18 protein-coding genes and 2 tRNA genes are annotated in these 23,446 nt (G+C 70.8%); 6 read left to right on the top strand and 14 right to left on the bottom strand.

What is annotated here, in order from left to right:
• The first annotated feature begins 345 nt into the window (after positions 1–345).
• The gene (locus HPY23_RS29730; protein WP_236012815.1) at positions 346–2,391 is read left to right on the top strand and encodes a methyl-accepting chemotaxis protein; all 2,046 of its coding nucleotides are present in this window, start codon (positions 346–348) and stop codon (positions 2,389–2,391) included.
• A 204-nt stretch (positions 2,392–2,595) separates the two neighbouring features.
• On the opposite strand, the gene HPY23_RS29725 is transcribed toward HPY23_RS29730, so the two are convergent.
• The 9 genes from HPY23_RS29725 to HPY23_RS29685 form a co-directional block, all read right to left on the bottom strand.
• Entirely contained in the window at positions 2,596–4,080 is a 1,485-nt protein-coding gene (locus HPY23_RS29725; protein ID WP_091884054.1) for a carbohydrate porin, read from the bottom strand.
• Between the two features lie 7 nt (positions 4,081–4,087).
• Positions 4,088–5,008: a polyphosphate kinase 2 gene (ppk2, locus tag HPY23_RS29720; protein WP_060848054.1), complete on the bottom strand. Its 921-nt coding sequence runs from the start codon at positions 5,006–5,008 to the stop codon at positions 4,088–4,090.
• Positions 5,009–5,155: 147 nt separating this feature from the next.
• Positions 5,156–5,240, bottom strand: a tRNA-Tyr gene (locus HPY23_RS29715).
• A gap of 149 nt (positions 5,241–5,389) precedes the next feature.
• Positions 5,390–5,474, bottom strand: a tRNA-Tyr gene (locus tag HPY23_RS29710).
• An 876-nt stretch (positions 5,475–6,350) separates the two neighbouring features.
• On the bottom strand, positions 6,351–7,280 hold the full coding sequence (kce, locus tag HPY23_RS29705) for a 3,5-dioxohexanoate:acetyl-CoA acetone transferase (protein WP_060848053.1): 930 nt from the start codon (positions 7,278–7,280) through the stop codon (positions 6,351–6,353).
• A gap of 20 nt (positions 7,281–7,300) precedes the next feature.
• On the bottom strand, positions 7,301–8,227 hold the full coding sequence (locus HPY23_RS29700; RefSeq protein WP_060848052.1) for a 3-hydroxyacyl-CoA dehydrogenase: 927 nt from the start codon (positions 8,225–8,227) through the stop codon (positions 7,301–7,303).
• Between the two features lie 40 nt (positions 8,228–8,267).
• Positions 8,268–10,793, bottom strand: a complete 2,526-nt coding sequence (locus tag HPY23_RS29695) for a branched-chain amino acid ABC transporter ATP-binding protein/permease (RefSeq protein WP_091884053.1) — start codon at positions 10,791–10,793, stop codon at positions 8,268–8,270.
• Between the two features lie 5 nt (positions 10,794–10,798).
• Positions 10,799–11,677, bottom strand: a complete 879-nt coding sequence (locus HPY23_RS29690) for a branched-chain amino acid ABC transporter permease (RefSeq protein ID WP_091884050.1) — start codon at positions 11,675–11,677, stop codon at positions 10,799–10,801.
• Between the two features lie 332 nt (positions 11,678–12,009).
• Entirely contained in the window at positions 12,010–13,257 is a 1,248-nt protein-coding gene (locus HPY23_RS29685; RefSeq protein ID WP_060848049.1) for an ABC transporter substrate-binding protein, read from the bottom strand.
• A 195-nt stretch (positions 13,258–13,452) separates the two neighbouring features.
• Here HPY23_RS29685 and HPY23_RS29680 point away from each other — a divergent pair, with 195 nt between their 5' ends.
• Positions 13,453–14,187, top strand: a complete 735-nt coding sequence (locus tag HPY23_RS29680; RefSeq protein WP_091884047.1) for a GntR family transcriptional regulator — start codon at positions 13,453–13,455, stop codon at positions 14,185–14,187.
• Positions 14,188–14,216: 29 nt separating this feature from the next.
• Positions 14,217–14,984 carry an SDR family oxidoreductase gene (locus tag HPY23_RS29675; protein ID WP_091884044.1) on the top strand — a complete coding sequence of 256 codons (768 nt, stop codon included), beginning with the start codon at positions 14,217–14,219 and terminating at the stop codon, positions 14,982–14,984.
• A gap of 92 nt (positions 14,985–15,076) precedes the next feature.
• On the opposite strand, the gene HPY23_RS29670 is transcribed toward HPY23_RS29675, so the two are convergent.
• The 4 genes from HPY23_RS29670 to purD form a co-directional block, all read right to left on the bottom strand.
• On the bottom strand, positions 15,077–15,214 hold the full coding sequence (locus HPY23_RS29670; protein WP_167543932.1) for a hypothetical protein: 138 nt from the start codon (positions 15,212–15,214) through the stop codon (positions 15,077–15,079).
• Between the two features lie 85 nt (positions 15,215–15,299).
• Positions 15,300–16,175, bottom strand: a complete 876-nt coding sequence (gene rarD, locus HPY23_RS29665; RefSeq protein WP_091884040.1) for an EamA family transporter RarD — start codon at positions 16,173–16,175, stop codon at positions 15,300–15,302.
• Positions 16,176–16,336: 161 nt separating this feature from the next.
• A complete protein-coding gene (locus HPY23_RS29660) occupies positions 16,337–17,248 on the bottom strand; it encodes an alpha/beta fold hydrolase (protein ID WP_200601878.1) in 912 nt (303 codons plus the stop codon).
• Between the two features lie 73 nt (positions 17,249–17,321).
• On the bottom strand, positions 17,322–18,611 hold the full coding sequence (purD, locus tag HPY23_RS29655) for a phosphoribosylamine--glycine ligase (RefSeq protein ID WP_091884035.1): 1,290 nt from the start codon (positions 18,609–18,611) through the stop codon (positions 17,322–17,324).
• A gap of 153 nt (positions 18,612–18,764) precedes the next feature.
• On the opposite strand from purD, the gene xseA reads away from it, so the two are divergent.
• The 3 genes from xseA to HPY23_RS29640 all read left to right on the top strand — a co-directional run bounded on the left by xseA (position 18,765) and on the right by HPY23_RS29640 (position 22,144).
• Positions 18,765–20,342, top strand: coding sequence for an exodeoxyribonuclease VII large subunit (xseA, locus tag HPY23_RS29650; RefSeq protein ID WP_091884033.1), 1,578 nt, complete (start codon positions 18,765–18,767; stop codon positions 20,340–20,342).
• A gap of 732 nt (positions 20,343–21,074) precedes the next feature.
• The gene (locus HPY23_RS29645) at positions 21,075–21,785 is read left to right on the top strand and encodes a carbonic anhydrase (protein WP_060849488.1); all 711 of its coding nucleotides are present in this window, start codon (positions 21,075–21,077) and stop codon (positions 21,783–21,785) included.
• A gap of 74 nt (positions 21,786–21,859) precedes the next feature.
• Positions 21,860–22,144, top strand: coding sequence for a hypothetical protein (locus tag HPY23_RS29640; protein WP_091884246.1), 285 nt, complete (start codon positions 21,860–21,862; stop codon positions 22,142–22,144).
• A 49-nt stretch (positions 22,145–22,193) separates the two neighbouring features.
• Here the strand turns inward: HPY23_RS29640 and HPY23_RS33930 are convergent, their stop codons facing one another.
• A complete protein-coding gene (locus tag HPY23_RS33930) occupies positions 22,194–23,435 on the bottom strand; it encodes a GGDEF domain-containing protein (protein ID WP_175539896.1) in 1,242 nt (413 codons plus the stop codon).
• Between the last annotated feature and the right edge of the window lie 11 nt (positions 23,436–23,446).

Genomic DNA, 23,446 nt, shown 5'->3' with positions numbered 1-23,446 from the left:
GCCCGCGGATCCACCTCGCGCCACGTCCGGCCAGGAGCCGGGCGTGGCTTTCGCGCGTCGCAAGTGCAGCCGGGATCGGCCGTCGTCCTCGTGACGCGACGACCCAAGGCAAGGCATGACATGGCGGGGGAAATATCGGTCGGCGCCCGCATTCGCGACTGCTTGACGAAACGAGACGATCGCCTACTCACACGTTAAATCGTGCCGGACGGCCTCTCGCGAACGCGAATAAGCAATTCATAATCCCTTTTTAACACTACAGGCGCAGGTTACGCCGATCACGCGACTGCGCACCACGCCGGCCCGGTGCCGGCGCGGCTTGCATTTCACCCTCGAGATCGCACGATGCCCAACCTCAGAAGCATAAAGTCGCGCCTGACGCTCGGTGGCGGCATCGTCACGATCGTCGCGATGGCGACCGTCACGCTCAGCGGCTCGTACTTCATGTACCGCTCGTCGGAGGACGCGGCCAACCGGGAGATGAAGACCCTCCTCGACCGCTACGCCAACGACGTCTCGCTCAGGATCGTCGCGGGATCGGCGGTCGCCGCCACGGTGGCCAACGCCGTGTCAGGCGTCGTCGCATCGGGATCGCCCGACCGCCAAGCGGTCGAGCAGATGATGAAGGTCGTGATCGACCGCAATCCCGACATTCTCGGGCTGTCGGTCGGCATGGAGCCGAACGCCTTCGACCGCAAGGACGGCGATCTCGGCCGATTCATCCCCTACGCCTTCCGCAAGCCGGACGGGGCGGCGGGCATCGAGAAGCTCGGCATGACGGCGGCGGACGGCGTCGAGGAGTGGTACGACAAGCCGGTGCGGGAGAACCGCTCGCGCATCCTGAATCCCTATACCTACACCGTCGACGGCAAGAGCGTCCTGATGACGACGGCCGTGGGCATCGTGCGCAACAAGGCCGGCGCGGCGATCGGCATGGCGGGCGTGGACGTGGGCCTCGCCCAGCTCCAGGCCTTCGCCGGCGGCCTCGCCCCCCTGGGCGTGGGGCGGATCACGATCGCGGCCGGCGGCGCCTGGGTCGCGAATCCGGACGCCGCGCTCCTGGGCAAGCCCATCGAGCGGCCGGAGGTCGCCAGGCTCGTCGAGGCGTCCGACCGCGCCGACGGCCCGGTCGTCGACCTGCACAGGAACCAGGACGGGTCGCGCGATTTCGTGTCGGCCGTGCCGGTGCGCTTCCCGGGCGTGGCGGAACGCTGGCACGTCGTCATGACCATTCCGCACGACGCGGCCCTCGCCGGCGCGCGCTCGGCGCTGAACATGATGATCGTGACCTCGGCCCTGATCCTCGCCCTCGTGCTCGCCACGGTCTTCGTCTCGGCGCGCTCGTTCGTCCGGCCGATCGACCGGGCGACGCGGCGGATGACCGGCCTGGCGAATGGCGACGTCGCGTCGGCGATCCCGGACCTGACCCGCCGCGACGAGATCGGCGACATGGCCCGCGCCGTGGCGGTGTTCCGCGACAACGCCGTCGCCCGCCTCGACCTCGAGGCGGCCCAGGCCGCCGAGCAATCCGCCCGCCAGCGCCGGGCCGACCGGGTCGACGCCCTGGTCAAGGGCTTCCAGCACAAAATCGCCCGCTCGCTCGAGATCGTCACCTCGGCGGCCACCGAGCTCGACGCCACCGCCCGGGCGATGACCCACGTCGCCGACACCACCAACCGGCAAGCCGTGGCCTCGAGCGCGGCCGCCGAGCAGACCTCGGTCAACGTGCAGACGGTGGCCTCGGCCGCCGAGGAGATGGTCTCCTCGCTCCACGAGATCCAGCGCCAGGTGCTGCGCTCCAACGAGGTGGCCACCCACGCCGCCCGCGAGGCCGAGGCCAGCGGCTCGGCCATGGCCGAGCTCGGCACCGCCTCCGAGCAGATCGGGGCGGCCGTGACGACGATCTCGTCGATCGCCGCCCAGACCAACCTTCTGGCGCTCAACGCCACGATCGAGGCGGCCCGGGCCGGCGAGGCGGGCCGCGGCTTCGCGGTCGTCGCGGCGGAGGTCAAGGAACTGGCCGGCCAGACCACCCGGGCGACCGAGGAGATCGGCGGCCAGATCACCGCGATCCAGAGCGCGACCGGCCGGGCCACCGAGGCGATCCTGCAGATCGGCCGGACGATCGCGTCGATCAACGAGATCTCCGGGATGATCGCCTCCACGGTCGTGCAGCAGACCGGGGTGACGACGGAGATCTCCCGCAACGCCGCCGAGGCGGCGCACGGCACGCAGGACGTGTCGGCCAACGTGGCGCGGGTGCTGACCTCCGCCAACGAGACCGGCCGTGCCGCCTCGCAGGTTCTCGACGCAGCCGCCGAGCTGGCGAGCCAGTCGCTGAGCGTCAAGCAGGAGGTCGACATCTTCCTGAACGACATCCAGGCCGCCTGACCGCGCCCGCGCGGGGAGGACCGGGAGCGGATGGCCCCCGCGCCAGGATGGCGCCAGGCCGAGGCTTGGCGCAGCTCGGACCGCCCCCTGGCCGCACCCGAGGCTGGAGCATTTTCCGACGAAGTGGAACCCGGTTCGTCGCAAAAAATGCAACAAAACAATGACTTAGAGATCTTCGCGATTGCAACGCGATCGTGAAGTGCTCTAGTAGTTGATCGTCGCCCGCAGGCCCATCACGGTGGCGTTCTTCAGCCGGTGGCCGGCGTCGTCGGCGAGGCCGCCGCCGGGCCGCAGGACGAATTGCAGGTCGGGCTGGAGCGTGAAGCCGGGCAGCACCTCGGCCTGGTAGGTCGCCTCGATCACCACCTCGCTCGACCGGATCGGGCCGGTCCCCTGGCCGAACAGGATCGTGTCCCGGTCGAAGGCCCGGGCCGCCGGGCCGATGCGCGAATAGATCACCCCGAGCGCCACGGTGTCGTTGGGCCGGCCCGGCAGCACGCCTTTGTAGGCGAGGCCGCCGTCGACGTAGAGATCGATCAGGTTGCGGTCGCCCGGCACCTTCGACATCCGCAGGAAGGCGCTGGCGCCCTCGTCCTCGGTGCCGGGCTCGCGATAGAGCGTCTGGTCGATGATGCCGTAGACGCCGCGGTCGCCGCGAAAGCGCCGGGCGATGCCGCTCGATTCCGGATCGGCGAGCAGGCGGCCCGACACGCTGTCGAGGCGCGGGCTGTCGAAGTCGCCGAAATGCTGCCAGCCGCCGAGCGTCGCCGTGCCGTGCAGGCTCTCGCCCCACAGGTCGAGCGTGTAGGCGTAGGCGACCTCGCCGATTAGCAGCGGCGGGTCGGCGACCCGGAAGCTGGTGCCGGTGCGGTTGAGGCGCTGCGGATCGGTGTCGTCGCCCCGGCGCCGGCCCGCGGGATCGCCGTCCAAGATCGCCGCCTGGACCGACAGGCGCTCGTCGGGCACGTACTTCACCCGCACCGCCGGGGTGGCGAGCGGATAGATCGGCCCGCCGCTCGGCAGCACCACGGCGCCGATGTTGGGCCAGCCGAAGCCCGCATTGAAGAACACCACCGCCGACTGGGCGATGGCGAACTCGGTATCGGCCGAGACCTGGCCGACCTTGATCGAGAGCGTGTTGTCGAACAGGTTCTGCTCGAGCCACAATTCGAACAGCCGGGTCGCCGGCAGCGCCTCGATGCCGCTCACCGTCGTCAGGTTGTCGACGTAGGAGCGCGACATCCCGTGGCCGTGGATCTGGAAGAAGTCGGTGTGGAGCTTCGCCCCGGTCCAGCCGGCGAGCTTGTCGAGGTCGACGTCGAGGGAGGTGTCGAGGCGGCCGCCATAGGTGACGCCGCGCTTCAGGCCGCCGCGCAGGTTCGCCAGGCCCTCGCCGATATAGGTGATCGTATAGGTGATGCCGCGCTCGGCCAGGAACGCGCGGGCGCCGAACGGGTCGCCGTAGGGGCCGAGCGACGACTGGATCGAGCCGCCGATCGTCAGCGAGACCTGGTCGGAGGTGCGCGCCTGGGCGATGGCGGTCTGCGGGTCGCCGCCGGCGCCCGTGAGGGGAAAGCGCGCCAGGATCGGCAGGGTCGGGCCCGGCGCGGGCGCGGCCTGCTGCGCCACGGCCCCGCCCGCGGCGAGACCGAGGCCGACGAGGAAAGCCGCCGCGCGCCAATCCCTCATGCCGGGCTCAGTACCGGGCCGGCACGTACATCTCGGCCGGAACCGGGCCGCGGACGTAATCGGGGTTGCGCACCCGCTCGGGCAGGTGGACGGACGGGCGCTCGACGGTGCCGTACGCGACCTGCTCCAGCAGGTGGCCGATGCAGTTGAGGCGGGCGCGCTGCTTGTCGACCGCGTCCACCACCCACCAGGGCGCCTCGGGGATGTGGGTGCGGGCCAGCATGTCCTCCTTGGCCCGGGTGTAGCTTTCCCAGCGCCGGCGCGATTCGACGTCCATCGGGCTGAGCTTCCACTGCTTGAGCGGATCGCGGATCCGCATCTCGAAGCGGTGGGCCTGCTCGGCGTCGGTGATCGAGAACCAGTACTTCACCAGGATGATGCCCGAGCGCACCAGCATGCGCTCGAACTCGGGCACCGAGCGGAAGAACTCCTCGACGTCGGCCTCGGAGCAGAAGCCCATGACGCGCTCGACGCCGGCCCGGTTGTACCAGGAGCGGTCGAACAGCACCATCTCGCCGCCGGTCGGCAGGTGGCTGACGTAGCGCTGGAAGTACCACTGGCCGCGCTCGCGCTCGTTCGGAGCGGGAAGGGCGGCGACGCGGCAGACCCGCGGGTTGAGCCGCTGGGTGATGCGCTTGATGACGCCGCCCTTGCCGGCGGAATCGCGCCCCTCGAACAGCACCACGACCTTCAGCTTGTGGGCCTGGACCCAGTCCTGGAGCCGGACCAGCTCGTGCTGCAGGCGCAGGAGCTCGCGGAAGTAGAAGCGCCGGTCGAGGTCCGGGCCGGCGCCCTCGCGCGGCGGGACGAGGCCGGCGAGGCGCTCCTCCTCCATCTCGAGCTCCAGCTCCTCGTCGTAGGCGTCCGCGATCTCGCGCCGCAGCGCCTCGATCACCGCCGATTGCTGCGACGCCTCGAACTCGCCCATGGTCGTGCTTCCCGCTCCGGTTCGTCCGACCGGGAGCCTTACCCGCCGTCCCGTGACAATATCGAGAAGCCGGCCGGCCGGCACGCCGAGGGACGACACCGTGCACAACGTCGAAGAATCTCGGTGATCGGAACGAAGGAGAAGAAGTGGTGGGGGAAGTAGGACTCGAACCTACGAAGGCATAGCCAGCGGATTTACAGTCCGCCCCCTTTGCCGCTCGGGACATTCCCCCACGCTGCCGTCGCCGGCAGGGGCCGCCGCACGAGCGGCGGGTCCTTATGATGGTGCCGCCCGTTCCTGTCAAGGTAACGGCACAGCCCCACGATCCCGTCCGCGACGCCTCGAAGCGGCCACGATCACGGGACTAGACTGAAAACAGAATGGTGGGGGAAGTAGGACTCGAACCTACGAAGGCATAGCCAGCGGATTTACAGTCCGCCCCCTTTGCCGCTCGGGACATTCCCCCACGCTGCCGTCGCCGGCAGGAGCCGCCTCTCGGCGACGGGGCCCTTATGGTGGGGTGCTCGGGGGGTGTCAAGCCGCGATCCGTGGCCGGCTCACCGGATCCGTCTTCGTGCGGTTTCCAATCCTCGACATTCGACGGAAGATGACGACGCGAGGCTCCGGCCATGACACGCAGGAATATATGCAATGCGACGATTCAGAGCCATTCGCCGGAACAGCTCTTACACAATTAATCCTTGATATAAACAAAATAATTACTTCTATGAGTTCTTTCGAGATCTGCGTTCGCCGGTGCGGGTGGGTCAAGGGCTGGACGTTCCCCCCGACGAACGACCTTTCGCCCACACGCCTCAGGCAGGCTGCGCCGTGCCGGGCGGGGTGGATCGCGACCGGCAATACGGCCGCCGGAGGAGCTATTCCGCAAAACCGTTCATCGGGGCCTGTTTGAGTTGCGACGACACGATCGCGAGGAGATTTTTTTCCTGCCCTCGACCTCATGCCGAGGCATGAACGCAGTGAGCCTCGAAGGAGGGATCCCGTGATCTCGGAGACTTCTGCATCCCTCCTTCGAGTTCAGTCGATCTTTGATCGCGTGCGATCTCCGATCACCGACATCTCGGGATGAGGCTGCTGGCAGGATGGTGTCTGTCGATCGGTCAAACAGGCCTTGGCACCGAGGCCTCTATGCGAGAGATCGGGCTCACCGTCGCGAAGCGAACGGTCGGGACTCGCACGCGAGCCCGGCCGCTCAGTCCTGGAAGAGCGTCGAATGCTCCAGGGCGTTTTCAAGACACAGCGGATGACGGTTCACCGGCAGAAACTTCGGCACGATCAGAGACGTAGAGCCGCCCCGGCTGCGATGCGATCCGGCGCGGCTCTAGAAGTTCACCCGGTCGCCGCCCTTCAGCGCCAGGATCTCGCGGGCGTCGTCCGGCGTCGCCACGTCGAGGCCCAGGCCCTCGATGATCTGGCGCGCCTTCAAGACCTGCTGGGCGTTCGACTCGGCCATCCTCCCGGGCCCGATCCACAGAGAATCCTCCAGCCCCACCCGGACGTTGCCGCCGAGCGCGATCGCCTGGGCGGCGATGGTCATCTGGTTGCGGCCCGCGCCCAGCACCGACCAGTGGTAATCGGCGCCGAACAGCCGGTCGGCGGTGCGCTTCATGTGCTGCACGTCCTCGGGGTGCTGGCCGATGCCGCCGAGGATGCCGAACACGCTCTGGACGAAGAAGGGCGGCTTGATCACGCCGCGATCGGCGAAGTGGGAGAGCGTGTAGAGGTGGCCGATGTCGTAGCACTCGACCTCGAACCGGGTGCCGCTCTCGGCGCAGGTCGTCAGGATGTGCTCGATGTCGGCGAAGGTGTTCTTGAAGATCCGGTCGCGCGAGCCCTCCAGGTAGGGCTGCTCCCAGTCGTGCTGGAACGTCTTGAACCGCGACAGCATCGGGTAGAGGCCGAAATTCATCGACCCCATGTTGAGCGAGGCGACCTCGGGCTTGAAATGCGCCGCCGGCCCGAGGCGCTCGTCGATGCCCATGGTCGGGGCGCCGCCGGTGGTGAGGTTCACCACGCAGTTCGAGCGCTGCTTGATGACCTTCAGGAAGGGCTCGAAGGCCGCCGGAGACTGGTCGGGCTTGCCGGTCTTCGGGTCGCGGGCGTGCAGGTGGACGATGGCCGCGCCCGCCTCCGCCGCGCCGATCGCGGCCTCGGCGATCTCGTCGGGAGTCACCGGCAGGTGCGGCGACATCGAGGGCGTGTGGATCGCCCCGGTGACGGCGCAGGTGATGACGACTTTTCTCTTGGCCATGGGAATGTCCTCCTGAACTCTTACGATTGGGCGCGCTTGTGCGCCATCAGCGCCGCGAGGCGCGCGTCGCGTCGGCGGCTGCGCTCCGCCGGCGGGGCGGGATCGGGCCCGCCGTCCCAGGCGGCGTTGATGCGGGCGACGCTCTCGGGCGACCACACCGCGGCGGGAGCCGGGTCGGCGGCGAGACGGCCATAGAAGCCGCCGTAGCGGGCGGCGTAGTCGGCCACCCCGCCGGGCGCGTTGAGGTCGATCGTGGCGAAGGGCCCGAGGAACGACCAGCGTAGCCCCAGGCCCTCGGCCACCGTCCGGTCGAGGTCGGCCGGGCTCACCACCCCCTCGGCGACGAGGCGGAACGCCTCCGAGAGCAGGGCGCCCTGGAGCCGGTTGAGCACGAAGCCCTCGACCTCGCGGTTCACCGTCACCGGCGCCTGGCCGGCGGCCTCGTAGAGGGCGCGGGCGCGCGCGATGACGCCCGGGTCGGTCCAGGGCGCGCCGCAGAGTTCGACCACCGGCACGAGATGGGGCGGGTTGACCGGGTGGCCGACGAGGCAGCGGGCCCGACCCGCGAGGCCTTCCGTGAACAGCGACGCGACGATGGCGGAGGTCGAGGAGGCGAGGATCGTGTCCGGCCCGCACAGGGCGTCGAGATCGGCAAACAGCGCGCGCTTGGCCTCGACGGTCTCGGGGCCGTTCTCCTGCACGAGGTCGACGCCCGCCACCGCCTCGGAGAGAGTCGGGCAGGTGCGGATCCGGGCGAGGATGGCCGGGATGTCCGCCACGAGGCCGTGGGCCTCGAGCTGGCGCAGGGCCTCGGCGATGTGCCCCGGTGCGACGTCCAGCGCCGCCGGGTGGATATCGGTGAGGCGGACGTCGAACCCGGACCGGGCGAAGACCACGGCCCAGGACCGGCCGATCAGCCCGGCCCCGACGACGGCAACGGTTGGCATGACGGGCGATTCTCCCTCGGGGCGGATCATAGGTAGGAACTCACAGCCACAGAACCTGCCGGCGAAGGGCCAGGTCGTCGCGCAGGGCCTGCGAGGGGCCGGCATGCATCACGCGCCCCCGCTCCAGCGCCACGGTGCGGTCGGAGAGGGCGAGCGCGAGATCGAGGTTGTGGTCGACGATGACGATCGAGACCTCGCGACGCAGCGCATCGAAGGTCTCGAACAGGCTCTCGACCACCGCCGGGGCCAGGCCCTCGAACGGCTCGTCGAGGAGCAGCACCCGCACGTCGCCCGACAGCGCGCGGGCCACCGCCACCATCTGCTGCTCGCCGCCCGACAGGTAGTCGGCGGGCGTGCGCCAGCGCTCGCGCAGGCGCGGGAAGTACGAGAGCACCCGCTCCTCGTCCCAGTGCACGCCGTTGCCGGTGCGGCGCTTGAGCCGGCCGAGCTCCAGGTTCTCGGCGACGCTCATCCCGGCGAAGAGCGCGCGGCCCTGCGGCACGTAGCCGATGCCGGCGCGCGCGATCGCAGCCGCCGCGCGGCCGTCGAGGCGATCGGACCCGAGCCGGATGTGCCCCGAGGCATGGGGCGCCAGCCCGGTGATCGTCTTGAGGCAGGTCGACTTGCCGGCGCCGTTGCGGCCGAGCAGCGCCACGATCTCGTGGGCGTGTACGTCGAAGGTGACGCCCGACAGGATGTGGCTCTTACCGTAGAAGGTGTCGACGTTCTCGAGCGAGAGCAGGACCTGCGGCTCGGCGGCGCTCGGGCGGGGGCGTGCCGCCATCGCGGCGGTGCCGGAGCCGATATAGACCTCCTGCACCTTGGGGCTGGTGCGGGCATCCTCGACCGTGCCGTCGACCAGCACCGTGCCCTCGTTCATCACCGTCACGGCGTCGGCGATCTGAAAGACCCGGTCGATGTCGTGCTCGACCATCAGCACCGGCACCTCGGTCGAGACCCGCTTGATGATGTCGCCGATGCGGGTGCGCTCGGCGGCCGCCAGGCCCGCCAGCGGCTCGTCGAGGAGCAGCACCCGGGGCTTGGTGGCGAGCGCCACCCCCATGTCGAGGAGGCGCTGGCCGCCATAGGACAGCGAGCCGGCCTCGGCGCGCTCCAGCCCCGCGAGGCCGAGCCAGCGCAGGATCTCGGCGGTCTCGGCCTCCGCCTCCCGGTCGGCCCGGGCGTCGCGCCACGGGTCGAACCGGCCGGGGCGGCGCCCCTGCACGGCGAGGCGAATGTTGTCCTCGACAGTGAGCGCCGGAAACAGGTTGGTGATCTGGAACGAGCGCCCGATCCCGGCCGCGCAGATCCGCTCCGGCGCGAAGCCGGCGATCGAGGTCTGGCCAAGCATCACGGTGCCGGTATCGGGCCGGTACATCCCGGAGATCAGGTTGAAGGCGGTGGTCTTGCCGGCGCCGTTGGGGCCGATCAGGGCGTGGAGCGTCCGGTCGCGCACCGCGATGGTGACGCCGTCCACCGCCTTCAGCCCGCCGAAGCGCTTGGCGATGCCGCTTGCCGCCAGGATCACGCCGTCCACGATTCCGTCCGGCCGCAGGAAAACCGGCAGGTTCTCGGGAGCACCGGCCTTGCGCCCCGCCATGGCGGCGTCCTCGGTGGCGGGCGGACGGACCAGGCGCCACACGCGCCGGCCGATTCCGACGAGCCCGTCGGGCGAGAACAGGATGAACCCGACGAAGAGGAGGCCGAACCAAAACAGCCAGTTCGCGGTCCAGATCGACAGCATCTCGCGGAACAGGATGAAGAACAGGGCCCCGATCGCCGGCCCGGCGAAGCTCCGCATGCCGCCGATCACCACCATGGCGAGCAATTCGCCCGAGAAGGCGGAGCCGAGCGGCTCGGCCGAGGCGAAGCGGTGGGTGAAGACGCTCAGGACGCCGGCGAGCCCGGTCACGGTGGCGGAGACCGTGAAGGCGACGAGCTTGTAGCGGTTGGTCGGATAGCCGAGGAAGCGCGCGCGCTGCTCGTTCTCGCGGATCGCCTCCAGCACCGTGCCCACCGGCGAGCGGCGGAGCCGCGCCAGTCCGACCGCGACCGCGAAGGCGGTGACGGCGACGAGCCCGTACCAGGTCCAGGCCGAATCGAGATCGAGCCCGGGAAGCCGTGTCCGCTCGACGCCGCCATAGCCGCTCTCGCCGCCGGTGAGCGCGGTCCAGCGAAACGCCACGGTGAAGGACAGCGCCGACAGGGCCAGCGTCAGGAGCGAGAAGTAGACGCCCCGGCGCCGCAGGATCAGCAACCCGAGGAGCACGGACGCGCCCGCCACGACGGCGAGGGCGAACAGGGTCGGCGGCAGCAGGGTGCCGGGGAAGAAGGTGCGCTGGCCGATCGCCGCCGCGTAGGCGCCGAGCCCGAAGAAGGCGCCGTGGCCGAAGGAGACGAGGCCCGTCTGCCCGACCAGGACGTTGAGCCCCATGCAGGCCACCGCGAACACCACCACGTCGGCGGCCGAGGTGAGGGTGAGCCCGAGCGCCGACAGGCCGAAGGGCAGGGCCACGAGGGCGGCCGCCATGAGCGGCAGGGTCAGTCTCTCGCTGCGGTGATTCATGGTGGTCACTCGAACCGCAGGATGCGCTCGCCCAAGAGGCCGCGCGGCCGCACGAGCAGGATGAGCGCCATCAGGGCGTAGATCGCGGCCTCGGCGAGGCCGGGATAGACCAGCACCATCAGGCCGCGGACGATCCCGACGATGAGGGCGGCGAGCACCACGCCCCAGAACGAGCCGAGCCCGCCGATCACCACCACCACGAAGGCGCCGGTGAGCACCTCGGCGCCCATGGCCGGATGCACGCCGGAGATCGGGGCCAGCATCACGCCGGCGAGCGCCGCGAGGCCGACGCTCAAGCCCACCACGGTCGCCATGTAGGGCTTCAGCGAGATGCCGAGCGCCGCGACCATGTCGGGGTTCTGGACGCCCGCCCGGACCACCCGTCCGAAGGTGGTGCGCTGGAGCAGGAACCAGACGCAGGCCACCGCCACGACGACCGCCGCCAGGATGGTCAGCCGGTAGCGCGACAGCACGAGATCGCCGACGAAGACCTGCCCGCGCAATCCTTGCGGGATCGCGTAGGGCAGGGGCGGGGCCCCGAAGATCATCCGGATGCCCTGCTCGGCCACCATGGCGAGGCCGAAGGTGAGGAGGAGCGAGAGGATCGGGTCGGCGCGGTAGAACCGCCGGAACAGGAACCGCTCGACCAGAAGGCCGATGCCTGCGACGAGGACGGGTGCGGCGACGAGGGAGCCGCCGAAGCCGAGTGCCGGCGACAGCTGGATCGTCAGGTAGGCGCCGATCGCGTAGAACGCGCCGTGGGCCAGATTGACGATACCGCCCAGGCTGAAGATCAGCGACAGTCCGAGCGCGATCAGCAAGTAGATCGCACCCAGGAACAGGCCGTTCACGACCTGCTCGACGGCGAGGGTGAGGAGAAGCACGGGGGTCAGTTCCTGTCGGCTGACGTCATGGTCATTGGTGCGCCACCGCGCGATTCGGGATGAGGCGCCAATCTCCTCTCCCCGCGGGCGGGGAGAGGGCTGGCTGCCGATGTCGTGCGGGCAGCGAGCGAGGGCGAAGCCGGAGCGAGGGTGAGGTTCCGAAGGAGCCGCATCCGGCAACTCCCCCTCACCCTCGGCTGACGCCTCGCCGCATCCCCTGGACGGGGACACGGCCCTCTCCCGGCCCGCGGGGAGACGAGGGACGCGCACGAACCGGGGCGGCGTCCGGGGGATCGGACCGGCCCGCCTTCACCGTGCGGCCGGCCGAATCCTCACCCCTCCATCTTGCAGGCCGCCTCCTCCGCCGTCGGGGCCAGCACCTCCATGTCCTCGTTGGGACCGGGAATCGCCGGGGTCGAGGTGAAGAGGTCCCACTTGTCCTTCACCTTGTCGGCGGGCAGCGCCGTGATCGCGTACATCTCGCTGATGAACTGGTGGTCGCGGGCGCGGAAATAGCCGGGGCGGGGCTTCTGCACGTCGAACTTCGCGCCGCCCTCCAGGTATGACACCAGCTTCGGCCCCTCGGTGGATTTCGTGTCGGCCATCGCCTTGGCGACGATCTTAACGGCGTTGTAGTCGCCCCAGGCCTGGTTCTCGGGCGGCTTGCCGTATTTCTTGACGAAGGCGGCGACGAAAGCCTTGGCCGAGGGCGTGTCGACCTTATGGTGCCACAGGCACGGCCAGGTTCCGGCGAAGTTGCCGGGGCCGGCGCCCCAGGCGAGCGCGGTGTCGAAGCCGAAGCCGGCGACCGGGAAGGGCAGGCCGTACTCGGCGTATTGCTTGAGGAAGTTGGTGATCTGGTTGCCGGCGAGGTTTGAGATCACGAGGTCGGGCTTGGCCTGCCGGATCTTGATCAGGTAGGCGGAGAAATCGGTGGCGTCGGTCGGCACCAGCTCGTCGGCCGCGAAGGTGCCGCCCTGGCCCTGCATGAAGCCCTTGGCGACCCGCAACAGGTCGTGACCGAAGGCGTAATCGGCGGTCAGCGAGTACCAGCGCTTGCCCTTGACGAGGCCCTGCTCGGTCAAGGAGCGGCCGACCGCCTTGACGTACATCGAGTTCGCGCCCTCGACGTGGAACATGTAGCGCTTGCAATCCTGCCCGCGCAGCGCGTCCGAATTGGCGCCGGTATTGAGGAAGATCGTCTTTCCGCGCTGCGCCACCTGTCCGATGGCGAGCGCCGAGGCGGAGGAAATCTCCCCGACGATCGCCGCGACCTTGTCGCGCTCGACATAGCGCTCGGCCTTGCTCGACGCGGTCTGCGGGTTGACCGAATCCTCGGTCAGGAGCTCGACCCTTCGGCCGTCGATGCCGCCGGCGGCATTGATCTCCTCGGCCGCGAGCTGGGCCGCCATCACGGCGTATTCGCCGAGCGGCCCGAGGAAGCCGGTGCGCGGCGTGAGGTGGCCGATGCGGATCGGTGCGCCTTGCGCCCGCACGAGGCCCGGCATGGCGAAAGCGGCGCCGGCCGCGAGGCCGCCCTGCACGAGGCGGCGGCGCGTGGGAACGAGACCCTGCGTCATGGTTGCGTGTCCTGCCCGGGATCGATCGCGGTCGTTTGGGTTGCCGTGATCTGTGATCACACTTAGGCTGGCATCAAACGACGCGCCTGTCGAGACGGTCTCGAAACCGCCCGGGCGCGCCGGAGGAAAACGCAGGGAGGAGGTCCGCGCTTGCAGAGGCGGGACTTGCAGAGGCGGGACTTGCAGAGGCGGGACTTGCAGAAGCACGGCCGGCATGGCGGCGGCGCGGATGCGGGCGACCGGCCCGATCCGGAGGCGCTCGCGCCGCCCGAGCGGATCACGCTGGGCACCCAGGTCTACGATGCGCTGCGCGACCTCCTGATCGCCGGCGGGCTGGCGCCCGGCGAGCGGCTGTCCCTGCGCACGGTGGCGGAGCGGCTCGGCACCTCGATGATGCCGGCCCGCGAGGCGGTGTCGCGCCTCGTCGCCGACGAGGCCCTGGAGGTCCTGCCCAACCGCGCCGTCCGGGTGCCGGTGATCACGCTGCAGACGTTCCGGGAGCTGACCCGGGTGCGGATCGCCGTCGAGGGGTTCGCCGCCGCGGAGGCCGCGCAGGCCTGCGGCCCCGGCGAGCTCGCGGCGATCCGGGATCACGACGCGGCGTTCCGCAGCGAGGTGCAGGCCACCGCGCCCGACCTCGAACGGGCGATGCGGGCGAACCGCGACCTGCACTTCGCGGTCTACGCCGCCGCCGGCCTGCCCTCGCTCATCGCGATCATCGAGGGGCTGTGGCTGCGCATCGGCCCGGTGCTCAACCTCGACATGCGCTCCTCGCCCCGCCGCCTCGCCGAGGGCGAGGCGGAGGCGCATCACGCCCGCCTCGTGGCGGCGCTCGCGACCGGCGACGCGGAGGGCGCCCGGGCGGCGCTCGCCGCCGACATCGCAAGCAGCGCCGCCTTCATCGAAACGACCGGACGCCTGGCCTCCTGAGCCCGGCACCCCGACGACGGAGACACGCCATGGAGATGGGACTGGGCGGCCTGAAGGTGCTGGTGACGGCCGGCGCCAGCGGCATCGGGCTCGAGGTGGCGCAGGCCTTCATGGAGGAGGGGGCACAGGTCCATGTCTGCGACGTGGACCGGGAGGCCCTCGCGGCCCTGCCGCCGGGCATCGGCGCCACCCATGCCGACGTCGCCTCGCGCGAGGATGTCGCGCGGCTGTTCGCGGAGGCGGAACGCGCGCTCGGCGGGCTCGATTGCCTCGTCAACAATGCCGGCATCGCCGGCCCGACGGGGCGCGTCGAGGAGATCGACCCCGAGGACTGGGACCGCACCCTCGACATCTGCCTCACCGGGCAGTTCAACTGCGTGCGCCTGGCGGTGCCGCTGCTGCGGGCGAGCGCCAACCCGTCGATCGTCAACCTGTCCTCGGCGGCGGGCCGCTTCGGCTTCCCGCTGCGCACGCCCTACGCGGCGGCGAAGTGGGCGGTCATCGGCTTCACCAAGTCGCTGTCGCGGGAACTCGGGGCCGACGGGATCCGGGTCAACGCGGTGCTCCCCGGCATCGTCGCCGGCGACCGGCAGCGCCGGGTGCTGGAGGCCAAGGCGCAGCAGCGCGGGATCGGCTTCTCCGAGATGGAGAGCGCGGCCTTTTCCGCGGCCTCGATCAAGGAGTACGTCACGGCCCGCCAGCTCGCGGACCAGATTCTCTTTCTCGCCTCCGCGCGCGGCAAGACCATCTCGGGCCAGGCGCTCGCGGTGGATGGCGACCTGCAGATGCTGACGTGATCGGGCGCGCCCGGGGACTCCCGATCGGTCCGTATGCCGCGGTCACGGACCGGCGCCGCGGGCGCGTCAGGTCTCGGCGTCGCGGCGCCGGCTCACGGCCACCAGCGCGCCAGGAACCCGCCCACCACGACGGCGAACATCGCCCACGGGCCGACCACCAGCCAGATCGGGTGCGGTCCGGCCTCGTCCCTCGTCTTCACATCGCTCAGGTTCACATCGCCCAGCATCATCGCGGCCCCCGCCGATTCGTCGCGTGAGGCGAGAAAGCCCGCCGATTATGGTTGGATGGGGGAAGCTTGGCCGGTGGGGCTTGCGTCAGGCTGGGCTGTCCTCCGGTGCGCGCACGACCGAGGGCCGCGGTCGCGCGGCATCGAAGGCGTAGAGGGCCAGTCCCGCCCAGATCAGCCCGAAGACCAGCAAGCGAGAGAGCGGCAGCGACTCGCCGAAGGCGAACACGCTCAAGCCCAGGAGGCAGGTCGGCGAGAGATATTGCAGCAGGCCGATCGTCGAGAGCTTGAGGCGAGAGGCGGCGGCCGCGAACCACATCAGCGGCACCGCGGTGGTGACGCCGGTGAGCACCAGGAGCAGCCATTGACCGCTCCCGAGGCCGGGCGGCGGCGGGGTGAGCGCGAGGTAAGCCAGCGCCAGGGGCAGGAGCGCGAAGGTCTCGGCGCCGAGGCCGAGGATCGGGTCGATCGGCACCAGCTTGCGGATCAGGGCGTAGATCGCGAAGCTGACGGCCAGCGTGAGCGAGATCCAGGGCAGCGCTCCCGCCGCCGCCACCGCGGCGGCGACGCCGATGGCGGCGAGCGCCACCGCTGCGAGCTGGAGCGGCCGCAGGGATTCGCGCAGCACGAGCGCGCCGAGCGCGACGTTGACGAGCGGGTTGATGAAGTAGCCGAGGCTGGCATCGAGCATCCGCCCGTTCTGGACCGCCCAGAGATACAGCGACCAGTTGCCCGCGACGACCAGGGCGGAGAGCAGCAGGAAGAGGTGGCGGCGCTGGAAGCTGATCACCGGCCCGCGGCGCATCGCCCGCAGGCCGATCAGCAGCAGCGTCACGAACACGCTCGACCACAGGATGCGGTGGGCCAGGATGCCCCAGGCCGGCACCCCGTCGAGCAGGCGGAAATGCACCGGGACGACGAGGCCCCAGCTCAGGAAGGCGCCGAGCGCGTAGATCAGCCCCACGGATGTTTCCCCCGGGCCGTACCCGCCCGCCGAGGTTGTGCCGCAGGTCCCGCGCCCGGGCTACGGGCCGGGGCGGGGAGCGGTCATCCGCTCCGCGCGGGTCTTGTGGGGGGCGAGCCTCCGCGAAGGCAAAGACTCGCGAAGGCAAAGACTCGCGGAGGTCACGGGCCGGCGAGGAAACGCTCCAGGATCGGCAGCGTCGCCCCCGGGTTCTCCTCGGCGACGAAGTGGCCGGACGGGACGATCTCGAAGGTCGTGTCCTCCGGCGCGAAGGTGCCGGTCCAGGCCTGGCGCACCGGATCGAGCCCGTTCCTGCCGACGAAGCGGTCGGCGACGAGCACCAGGACCGGTCCGGCGAGGCGGCGGCCCTCGGCCAGGTCGGCCTCGTCGGCGGCCCGGTCGGGGCCGGCCCCGGCGCGGTAATCCTCGCAGCACGCGTGGATGCGCTCGGGCACGTTCCAGCTCTGGCGGTAGAGGTCGAGGGCGCCGGGCGAGAAGGGGTCGAGGGTTCCGGAGCCGGTCCAGAGCCGCAGCAGGTCCTCGTAGTAGGGGATCGGGTTCTTGCCGATCTCCTGCTCGGGGATCGGCGCGGGTTGCGCCAGGAAGCGCCAGTGCGGGTAGGCGTCCGGCTCCCGCTCCATCGTCTGCCACTGCGAGACCGTCGGCACGATGTCGAGGAGGGCGAGGCGGTCGATCCGGCCCGGCTCGTCGAGGGCGAGGCGGTAGCCGACCCGGGCGCCGCGGTCGTGGCCGACGAGCCCGAAGCGGACATGGCCGAGCCGTTCCATGACCGCCACCACCTCGCGGCCCATCTGCCGCTTGGAATAGTCCCGGTGGGCGGGATCGCCCTTCGGCGCCGCCGACCAGCCGTAGCCCTTGAGATCGAGGCAGATCACCCGGTGGGTACGGGCGAGCGCCGGGGCGATCCTGTGCCAGCAGGCATGGGTCTGGGGAAAACCGTGCAGCAGCACCAGCGGCGGCGCGTCCTCGGGCCCGCCGGCCCGGGCGAAGAAGCGGCCGTCGGGCAGGTCGATCCAGTGCGAGGTGAAGCCGGGAAACAGGTCGGCGGGCATCGGGCGCTCCCCAAGGGTCGTCGAGCCCGCGCCGGGACGCGGGCCCTCTTCGAGGTTAACGCACGAGCAAGGCTCAGGTCTCGCGGGCCACGGCGCGCCAGCCGATGTCGCGGCGGCAGAACCCTTCCGGCCAGTCGATCCGGTCGAGGGCGGCGTACGCGCCGGCTTGCGCCTCCCGCACGGTGCCGCCGAGCGCCGTCACCGCGAGCACCCGGCCGCCATCGGCGACCAGCCGCTCGCCGTCGCGCCTGGTGCCGGCCTGGAACACCAGGGCGCCGGCTCCTTCCGCCTCGGGGAGGCCGCGGATCTCGGAGCCCTTGGCGACGGTGCCGGGATAGCCGGGCGCCGCCATGATCACGGTCAGCGCCACCTCGTCGCGCCATTCCGGCGTCGCGCCCGAGAGGTCGCCCTCGGCGGCCGCCAGCAGCAGCGGCACCAGGTCGGAGTCGAGGCGGGGCATCAGCACCTCGCATTCGGGATCGCCGAAGCGGGTATTGTACTCGATCAGCATCGGGCCATCGGCCGTCAGCATCAGCCCGGCATAGAGGATGCCCGAGAACGGCGTGCCCCGCGCCCGCATCCCGTCGAGGGTCGGGCGGATGATCCGCTCCATCACCTCGGCCTCCAGGGCGGGCGTCAGGACCGGCGCGGGCGAGTAGGCCCCCATGCCGCCGGTATTCGGCCCCTGGTCGCCGTCATGGACGCGCTTGTGGTCCTGGGCGGTACCGAAGAGCACGGCGCGGGTGCCGTCGCAGAGGGCGAACAGGCTCGCCTCCTCGCCGACCATGCACGCCTCGATCACCACCTCGGCGCCGGCGGCCCCCATCCCGCCGCCGAGCATGTTTTCCACGGCGGCTTCCGCCTGTTCCAGGGTCTCGGCCACCACCACGCCCTTGCCGGCGGCGAGCCCGTCGGCCTTGACGACGACCGGGATGCGGCCAGCCCGCAGGTGGGCCAGCGCCGGCTCGACCGCGCGGAAGCGCGCGAAGGCGGCGGTCGGGATCGAGAACTCCCGGCACAGCTCCTTGGTGAAGGCCTTCGAGCCCTCGAGCTGGGCCGCCGCGGCGTTCGGACCGAAGGCCCGGATGCCGGCCTGCGCCAGCGCATCGACCAGGCCCGCCACCAGCGGCGCCTCGGGGCCGACGACGACGAAATCGACGCCCTCCCGCCGGCAGGCGTCGATCACCGCCGCATGGTCGGTCACGTCGAGGGCGAGGTTGGTGCCGTGGGCGGCGGTGCCGGGATTGCCCGGGGCGATCAGCAGGCGCCGGCAGAGGGGGCTCTGGGCGAGCTTCCAGGCGAGCGCGTGCTCGCGCCCGCCGGAGCCGATCAGCAGGAGGGTGAGGGGGTGCTGGTCGCGCATCGCCGGTCCCGGAACGGAAGGTCAGTCTTGCGCGAGACGTTTACGGGCGCGGGCGCGGCGCGGCAACCGGCACTGATGCGCGGGGGACACTGGCGGCCGCAAGCGGCGGGGCGGTCTTCCGCGACTCGGGGCGAGCCGCTAGCGTCGCGCCCGATGTCCGCCTCCGCCTTCTCCGCCCCGATCGCCAACGTGCCCGAATGGTCGGTCACCGAACTGGCGACCGCCCTCAAGCGCACCCTCGAGGATGCGTTCGGCCACGTGCGCCTCAAGGGCGAGATCTCGGGCTATCGCGGCCCGCACGGCTCCGGCCACGCCTATTTCAGCCTCAAGGACGGCGGCGCCAAGATCGACGCCGTGATCTGGAAGGGCACGATGATGCGGCTGCGTCACAAGCCCAAGGAGGGCCTGGAGGTCGTGGTCACCGGCCGGATCACGACCTATCCGGGCAAGTCCGCCTACCAGATCGTGGTGGATTCGCTGGAGCCCGCCGGGGCCGGCGCCTGGATGGCGCTGCTGGAGGAGCGCCGCCGGGCGCTCGCCGCCGAGGGGCTGTTCGACGCCGCGCGCAAGCGGCCGGTGCCCTACCTGCCCTTGGTCGTCGGTGTCGTCACCTCGCCGACCGGCGCGGTGATCCGCGACATCCTGCATCGGCTGGCCGACCGCTTCCCGCGTCCGGTCCTGGTCTGGCCGGTGCGCGTGCAGGGGGAGGGGGCCGCGGAGGAGATCGCGGCGGCGATCCACGGTTTCAACGCGCTGGAGCCCGGCGGCGCGATCCCGCGGCCGGACGTGCTGATCGTCGCCCGCGGCGGCGGCTCGATCGAGGATCTGTGGTGCTTCAACGAGGAGATCGTGGTGCGGGCCGCCGCCGCCAGCACGATCCCGCTGATCTCCGCCGTCGGACACGAGACCGACGTCACGCTGATCGACCACGCCGCCGACCGGCGTGCCCCGACCCCGACCGGCGCCGCCGAGATGGCGGTGCCGGTCCTGCACGAGCTGCTGGCGGACCTCGATTCCCTGAGCCGGCGCCATGCCGGCGCGCTGCTGCGCCTCGTCGACCAGCGGCGGGGCGAGCTGCGCGGGCTCGCCCGCGCGTTGCCGGGCCCGGAGGCCTTGCTCGCGCAGAAGCGCCAGCGCCTCGATCTCGCCGACGCCCGCCTCGCCCCGGCGCTCGCCGCCAACGCGCGCGACGCGCAAGGCCGCCTCAACCGGGCGCTCCAGGGCCTCGCCCGCAACCCGCCCTCCCTGCGGCTGGCGCGGGCCCGCGAGCGGCTGGCGGCGATCGACCACCGGCCCCGCCACGCCCTGGAGCGGGTGCTGGCGGTGCAGGGCGAGCGGCTGAACGGAATGTCGCGCCGGCTCGACCGGGCGCCGGGCCAGGGGCTCGAGCGCCTGGCCGGGCGGCTGTCGCGGGCGACCGCCCTGTTTTCCAGCCTCAACTATCGGGCGGTGCTCGCCCGCGGCTACGCGCTGGTGCTCGATTCGGCCGGCACGCCGGTCGGCTCGGCGCAGGCCGCGCGGGCGGCGGGCCACCTGACGGTGGAATTCGCCGACGGGCGGGTGGCGGCCTCCGTCGACGGAGCGGCAGCGGCCGGGACGCCGCCCGAAGAAACCCCGCCAGCACCGGCGCGACCGGCCCCGCGCCGGGCGGCCAAGCGCAAGGAGCCGGCCGCGGACACGAAGAAGGCGCCCGTGGCAGGCGCCGTGCAGGGGTCGCTGTTCGAGAACTGATTCGCCGCGGCCCTTCCCGCTCGGCGGGCAGGGCAGTTGCACCCGGAGCCCGCTTGACCGACGGGGCCGAGACAACGCGGAAATTTTATTCGCCTCTCGATTTCATCTTCATGTCGAAAGCAGATTTGGATGGTATAATACCAATATTTATTTTATGAGTCTATATATTACAAAATATTGCTATATAATATTAAAAAATAGCCGCTAATTTAACAAAGATTCAATCTCCGAAACTGCTTTCTATATCATAAAATTGATTGCACTCGGCCGGGCGTGCGCTTTCGCTTCCCTCGTGCCGCCCGGGAGGGCAAGTCGTGGCCTCCCGGGCGAATTCATCGAAGCTTTTGCCGGCGCTGTCCCAATAGCATCCAGCTCGTGATCACCGACCAGGGAGCACGTTTCCCTGATCGCGCCAGCGACGGCCGAATTCTCGAACGCCGCAAAACCGGAATCGTGAAGGACATCGTTTGGCCCACGGTCTCTGGGCCGCGAGGAGTGCCCGCACGGTCGCACGGCACTGGTGCATCGGCACCGCCACGGTCGAGGACCAAAGTCTCATCCCGCCGCGCCGGCGGGCCAGATGACGCACGGGCAGAGGGGCCGCACCGGGCAACCCGGCGGCGGCTGCGACGTTCTCGGCTTCGTGGCGCGGCCCGCGAGCGGGCCCGCAGCGTCGTGGTCGGCGTGACGTCGACCGGCGCAGTCTCGGCCAGCGAAAGGAGGTCGCCGATGATGGACAATATCGTTCAGGGGTTCACCCAGTTCCGCGAGCAGGTGTTTCCGAGCCAGCGCTCGGTCTACCAGCGCCTCGTCCATGACGGCCAGAAGCCGAAGGCCCTGGTGATCTCCTGCGCCGATTCCCGCGTCGTGCCCGAGCTGATCACCCAGGCCGGGCCGGGCGAGCTGTTCGTCACCCGCAACGTCGGCAACATCGTGCCGCCCTTCGCCACCATGATGGGCGGCGTGACCGCGGCGGTCGAGTACGCCGTGATGGCGCTGAACGTGCGCGACATCGTGGTCTGCGGCCATTCGGATTGCGGCGCCATGAAGGGCCTGCTCACCCCGGGCCTCGGCGAGAAGATGCCGAGCGTCGCGGCGTGGCTGCGCCACGGCGAGGCCGCCCGCAAGATCGTCTGCGACGCCTACCCAGACGACATCGACGACAAGCGCCGCCTGCACGCCCTCGCCATGGAGAATGTGCTGGTCCAGCTCAACCACCTGCGCACCCACCCGGCGGTGGCGAGCGCGCTCGCCTCGGGCCAGCTCACCCTGCACGGCTGGCTGTTCGAGATCGAGACCGGCCACCTGCTGGTCTATGACGGCGAGGCCGGCCGCTTCGTGGTCCTGGCCGAGGAGGACGAGCTCCCGGTCGCCGAAGCCGCCGCCTCGCCGCGTCTCGCCGCGGCCGGAGTCGGCGCGCCCGAGGCCCGGGCGGCCGAGTAGCCGGTCTCCCGCCCGTCGCCTCTCCACAGGCGGGCGGATTGACAGGCGCGGAGGGGCGGGTGACGACGGCCGGCATGGCAGACCTCTCGGCAGACACCCGACCCGACCGCTCCCGCGACGCCCGCTTCGCGTGGATCGCCGTCGGCGCGACCCTGGCGACGATCCTGATCGCCAACTTCGCGCCGGCCTCCGGGCCGGTGCCGCTCCCCCGGCCGGCGGCGGTCTCGCCGGCCGAGGATCCGGGCTGCCGCGAATGGACCGATTCCTGCCGCGTCTGCACCCGCGGGGCCGACGGGGTCCATTGCTCGACCCCGGGCTTTGCCTGCCAGCGCGAGGCCCTGCGCTGCACCGGACGATGAGTCCGGACCGGGCGGCCGGCGAGCGGAGGGCAGCGCGTCGGCGAACGGGTCAGACGGGCCGCGCGGCCGGGGACATCGCCGCGCCGGCGCACCCGCCCGCGAGGGCGTAGCCGTTCCGCCCCCGATGCTTGGCCCGGTAGAGAGCCCGGTCGGCCTCCTCGAACAAGGTGTCCCTGGCATCCCTGGCGCGGGGAAGCCCTGCCGGCTCGAGGGCGATGCCGACGCTGATCGTGACGACGCCGACCCCGTCCGGCCGCGCGGGATGGGATATGCCGAGGTTCTCGACGGCTGAGACCAGGGCGGCGGCGAGCCGGGCGGCCTCCGGCGCGCCGGCATCCCGCACCACGAAGGCGAATTCCTCTCCGCCGAATCGAGCCGCCAGGACATCGGGATCGAGGAGCCCGGGATCGGGCACGAAGGTCTCGAACAGGGCCGCCACCCGGCGCAGGCACGCATCGCCCTCCGGATGCCCCAGGGCGTCGTTGAACGGCTTGAAATGGTCGACGTCGATCATCAGCAGCGCGACGGCGCGGTCCTCGGCGAACCAGGCTGCCACGGTCTCGTCGAGGAGGCGACGGTTCGGCAGACCGGTGAGTGGGTCTGTATGCGACAGGCCCTGGAACCGCTGCCGGGCCGCCTCCGCCGCCTCGGAGGCGAGCAGGGCCCTGAGCGTGCGCCGGTAATCGCGGCACCGCTGCCGCTCCATGCGGAAGTTGGCGTAGAGGCTGAAGGCGCAGCCGGTGGCGTATTGCACCGGCAGGGCGTACCGCAGGTCGGGATCGAGCCCCGCCTTCGTGAACACGGCCAGCGTGGCGCACAGGAAGGCGACGGCCGTGAAGACCAGGGCGTGGCGAAACCGCAGCGCCAGCAGCAGGTTGCCGTAGATCACGACCAGGATCGACTCGCCGAACGTGAATACGCCGAGCGGAGCCGTGGTCAACCAGAACAGCAGCATCGGCAGCGCCATCGACCCGATCATGCCGCCGAGCACGAGACCTTCGCGGGCCGCCGGCCCGACCCGCGACAGCATCCAGGCCAGGGCGAGGGAGCCGGGCGTCACGACGAGCAGCCGCATCGCGACGCTCAGACCGAGGATGTCCGGCATCAGCCAGACACTGGTGAAGTTGTAGACGTTGTAGAAGATCAGCCCGACCAGGATCAGTTGCCGCAGGCCTGCGACCCTCAGGGGGCCATGCTCCGCCTCGTAGCGGGCCTCAGTGCGGGGATGGAGGCGCAGCAGGCGATCGAGGCGGCCGAGGGTATCGGGCTCCAGCGGAGCGACGGCGGTCACGGCTACTCTCC

Origin of the sequence: Methylobacterium ajmalii (assembly GCF_016613415.1) — a bacterium.
Lineage (GTDB): Bacteria > Pseudomonadota > Alphaproteobacteria > Rhizobiales > Beijerinckiaceae > Methylobacterium > Methylobacterium ajmalii.
The sequence above is the reverse complement of the archived record's forward strand: the minus strand, read 5'-3'. Positions and strand labels throughout refer to the sequence as shown.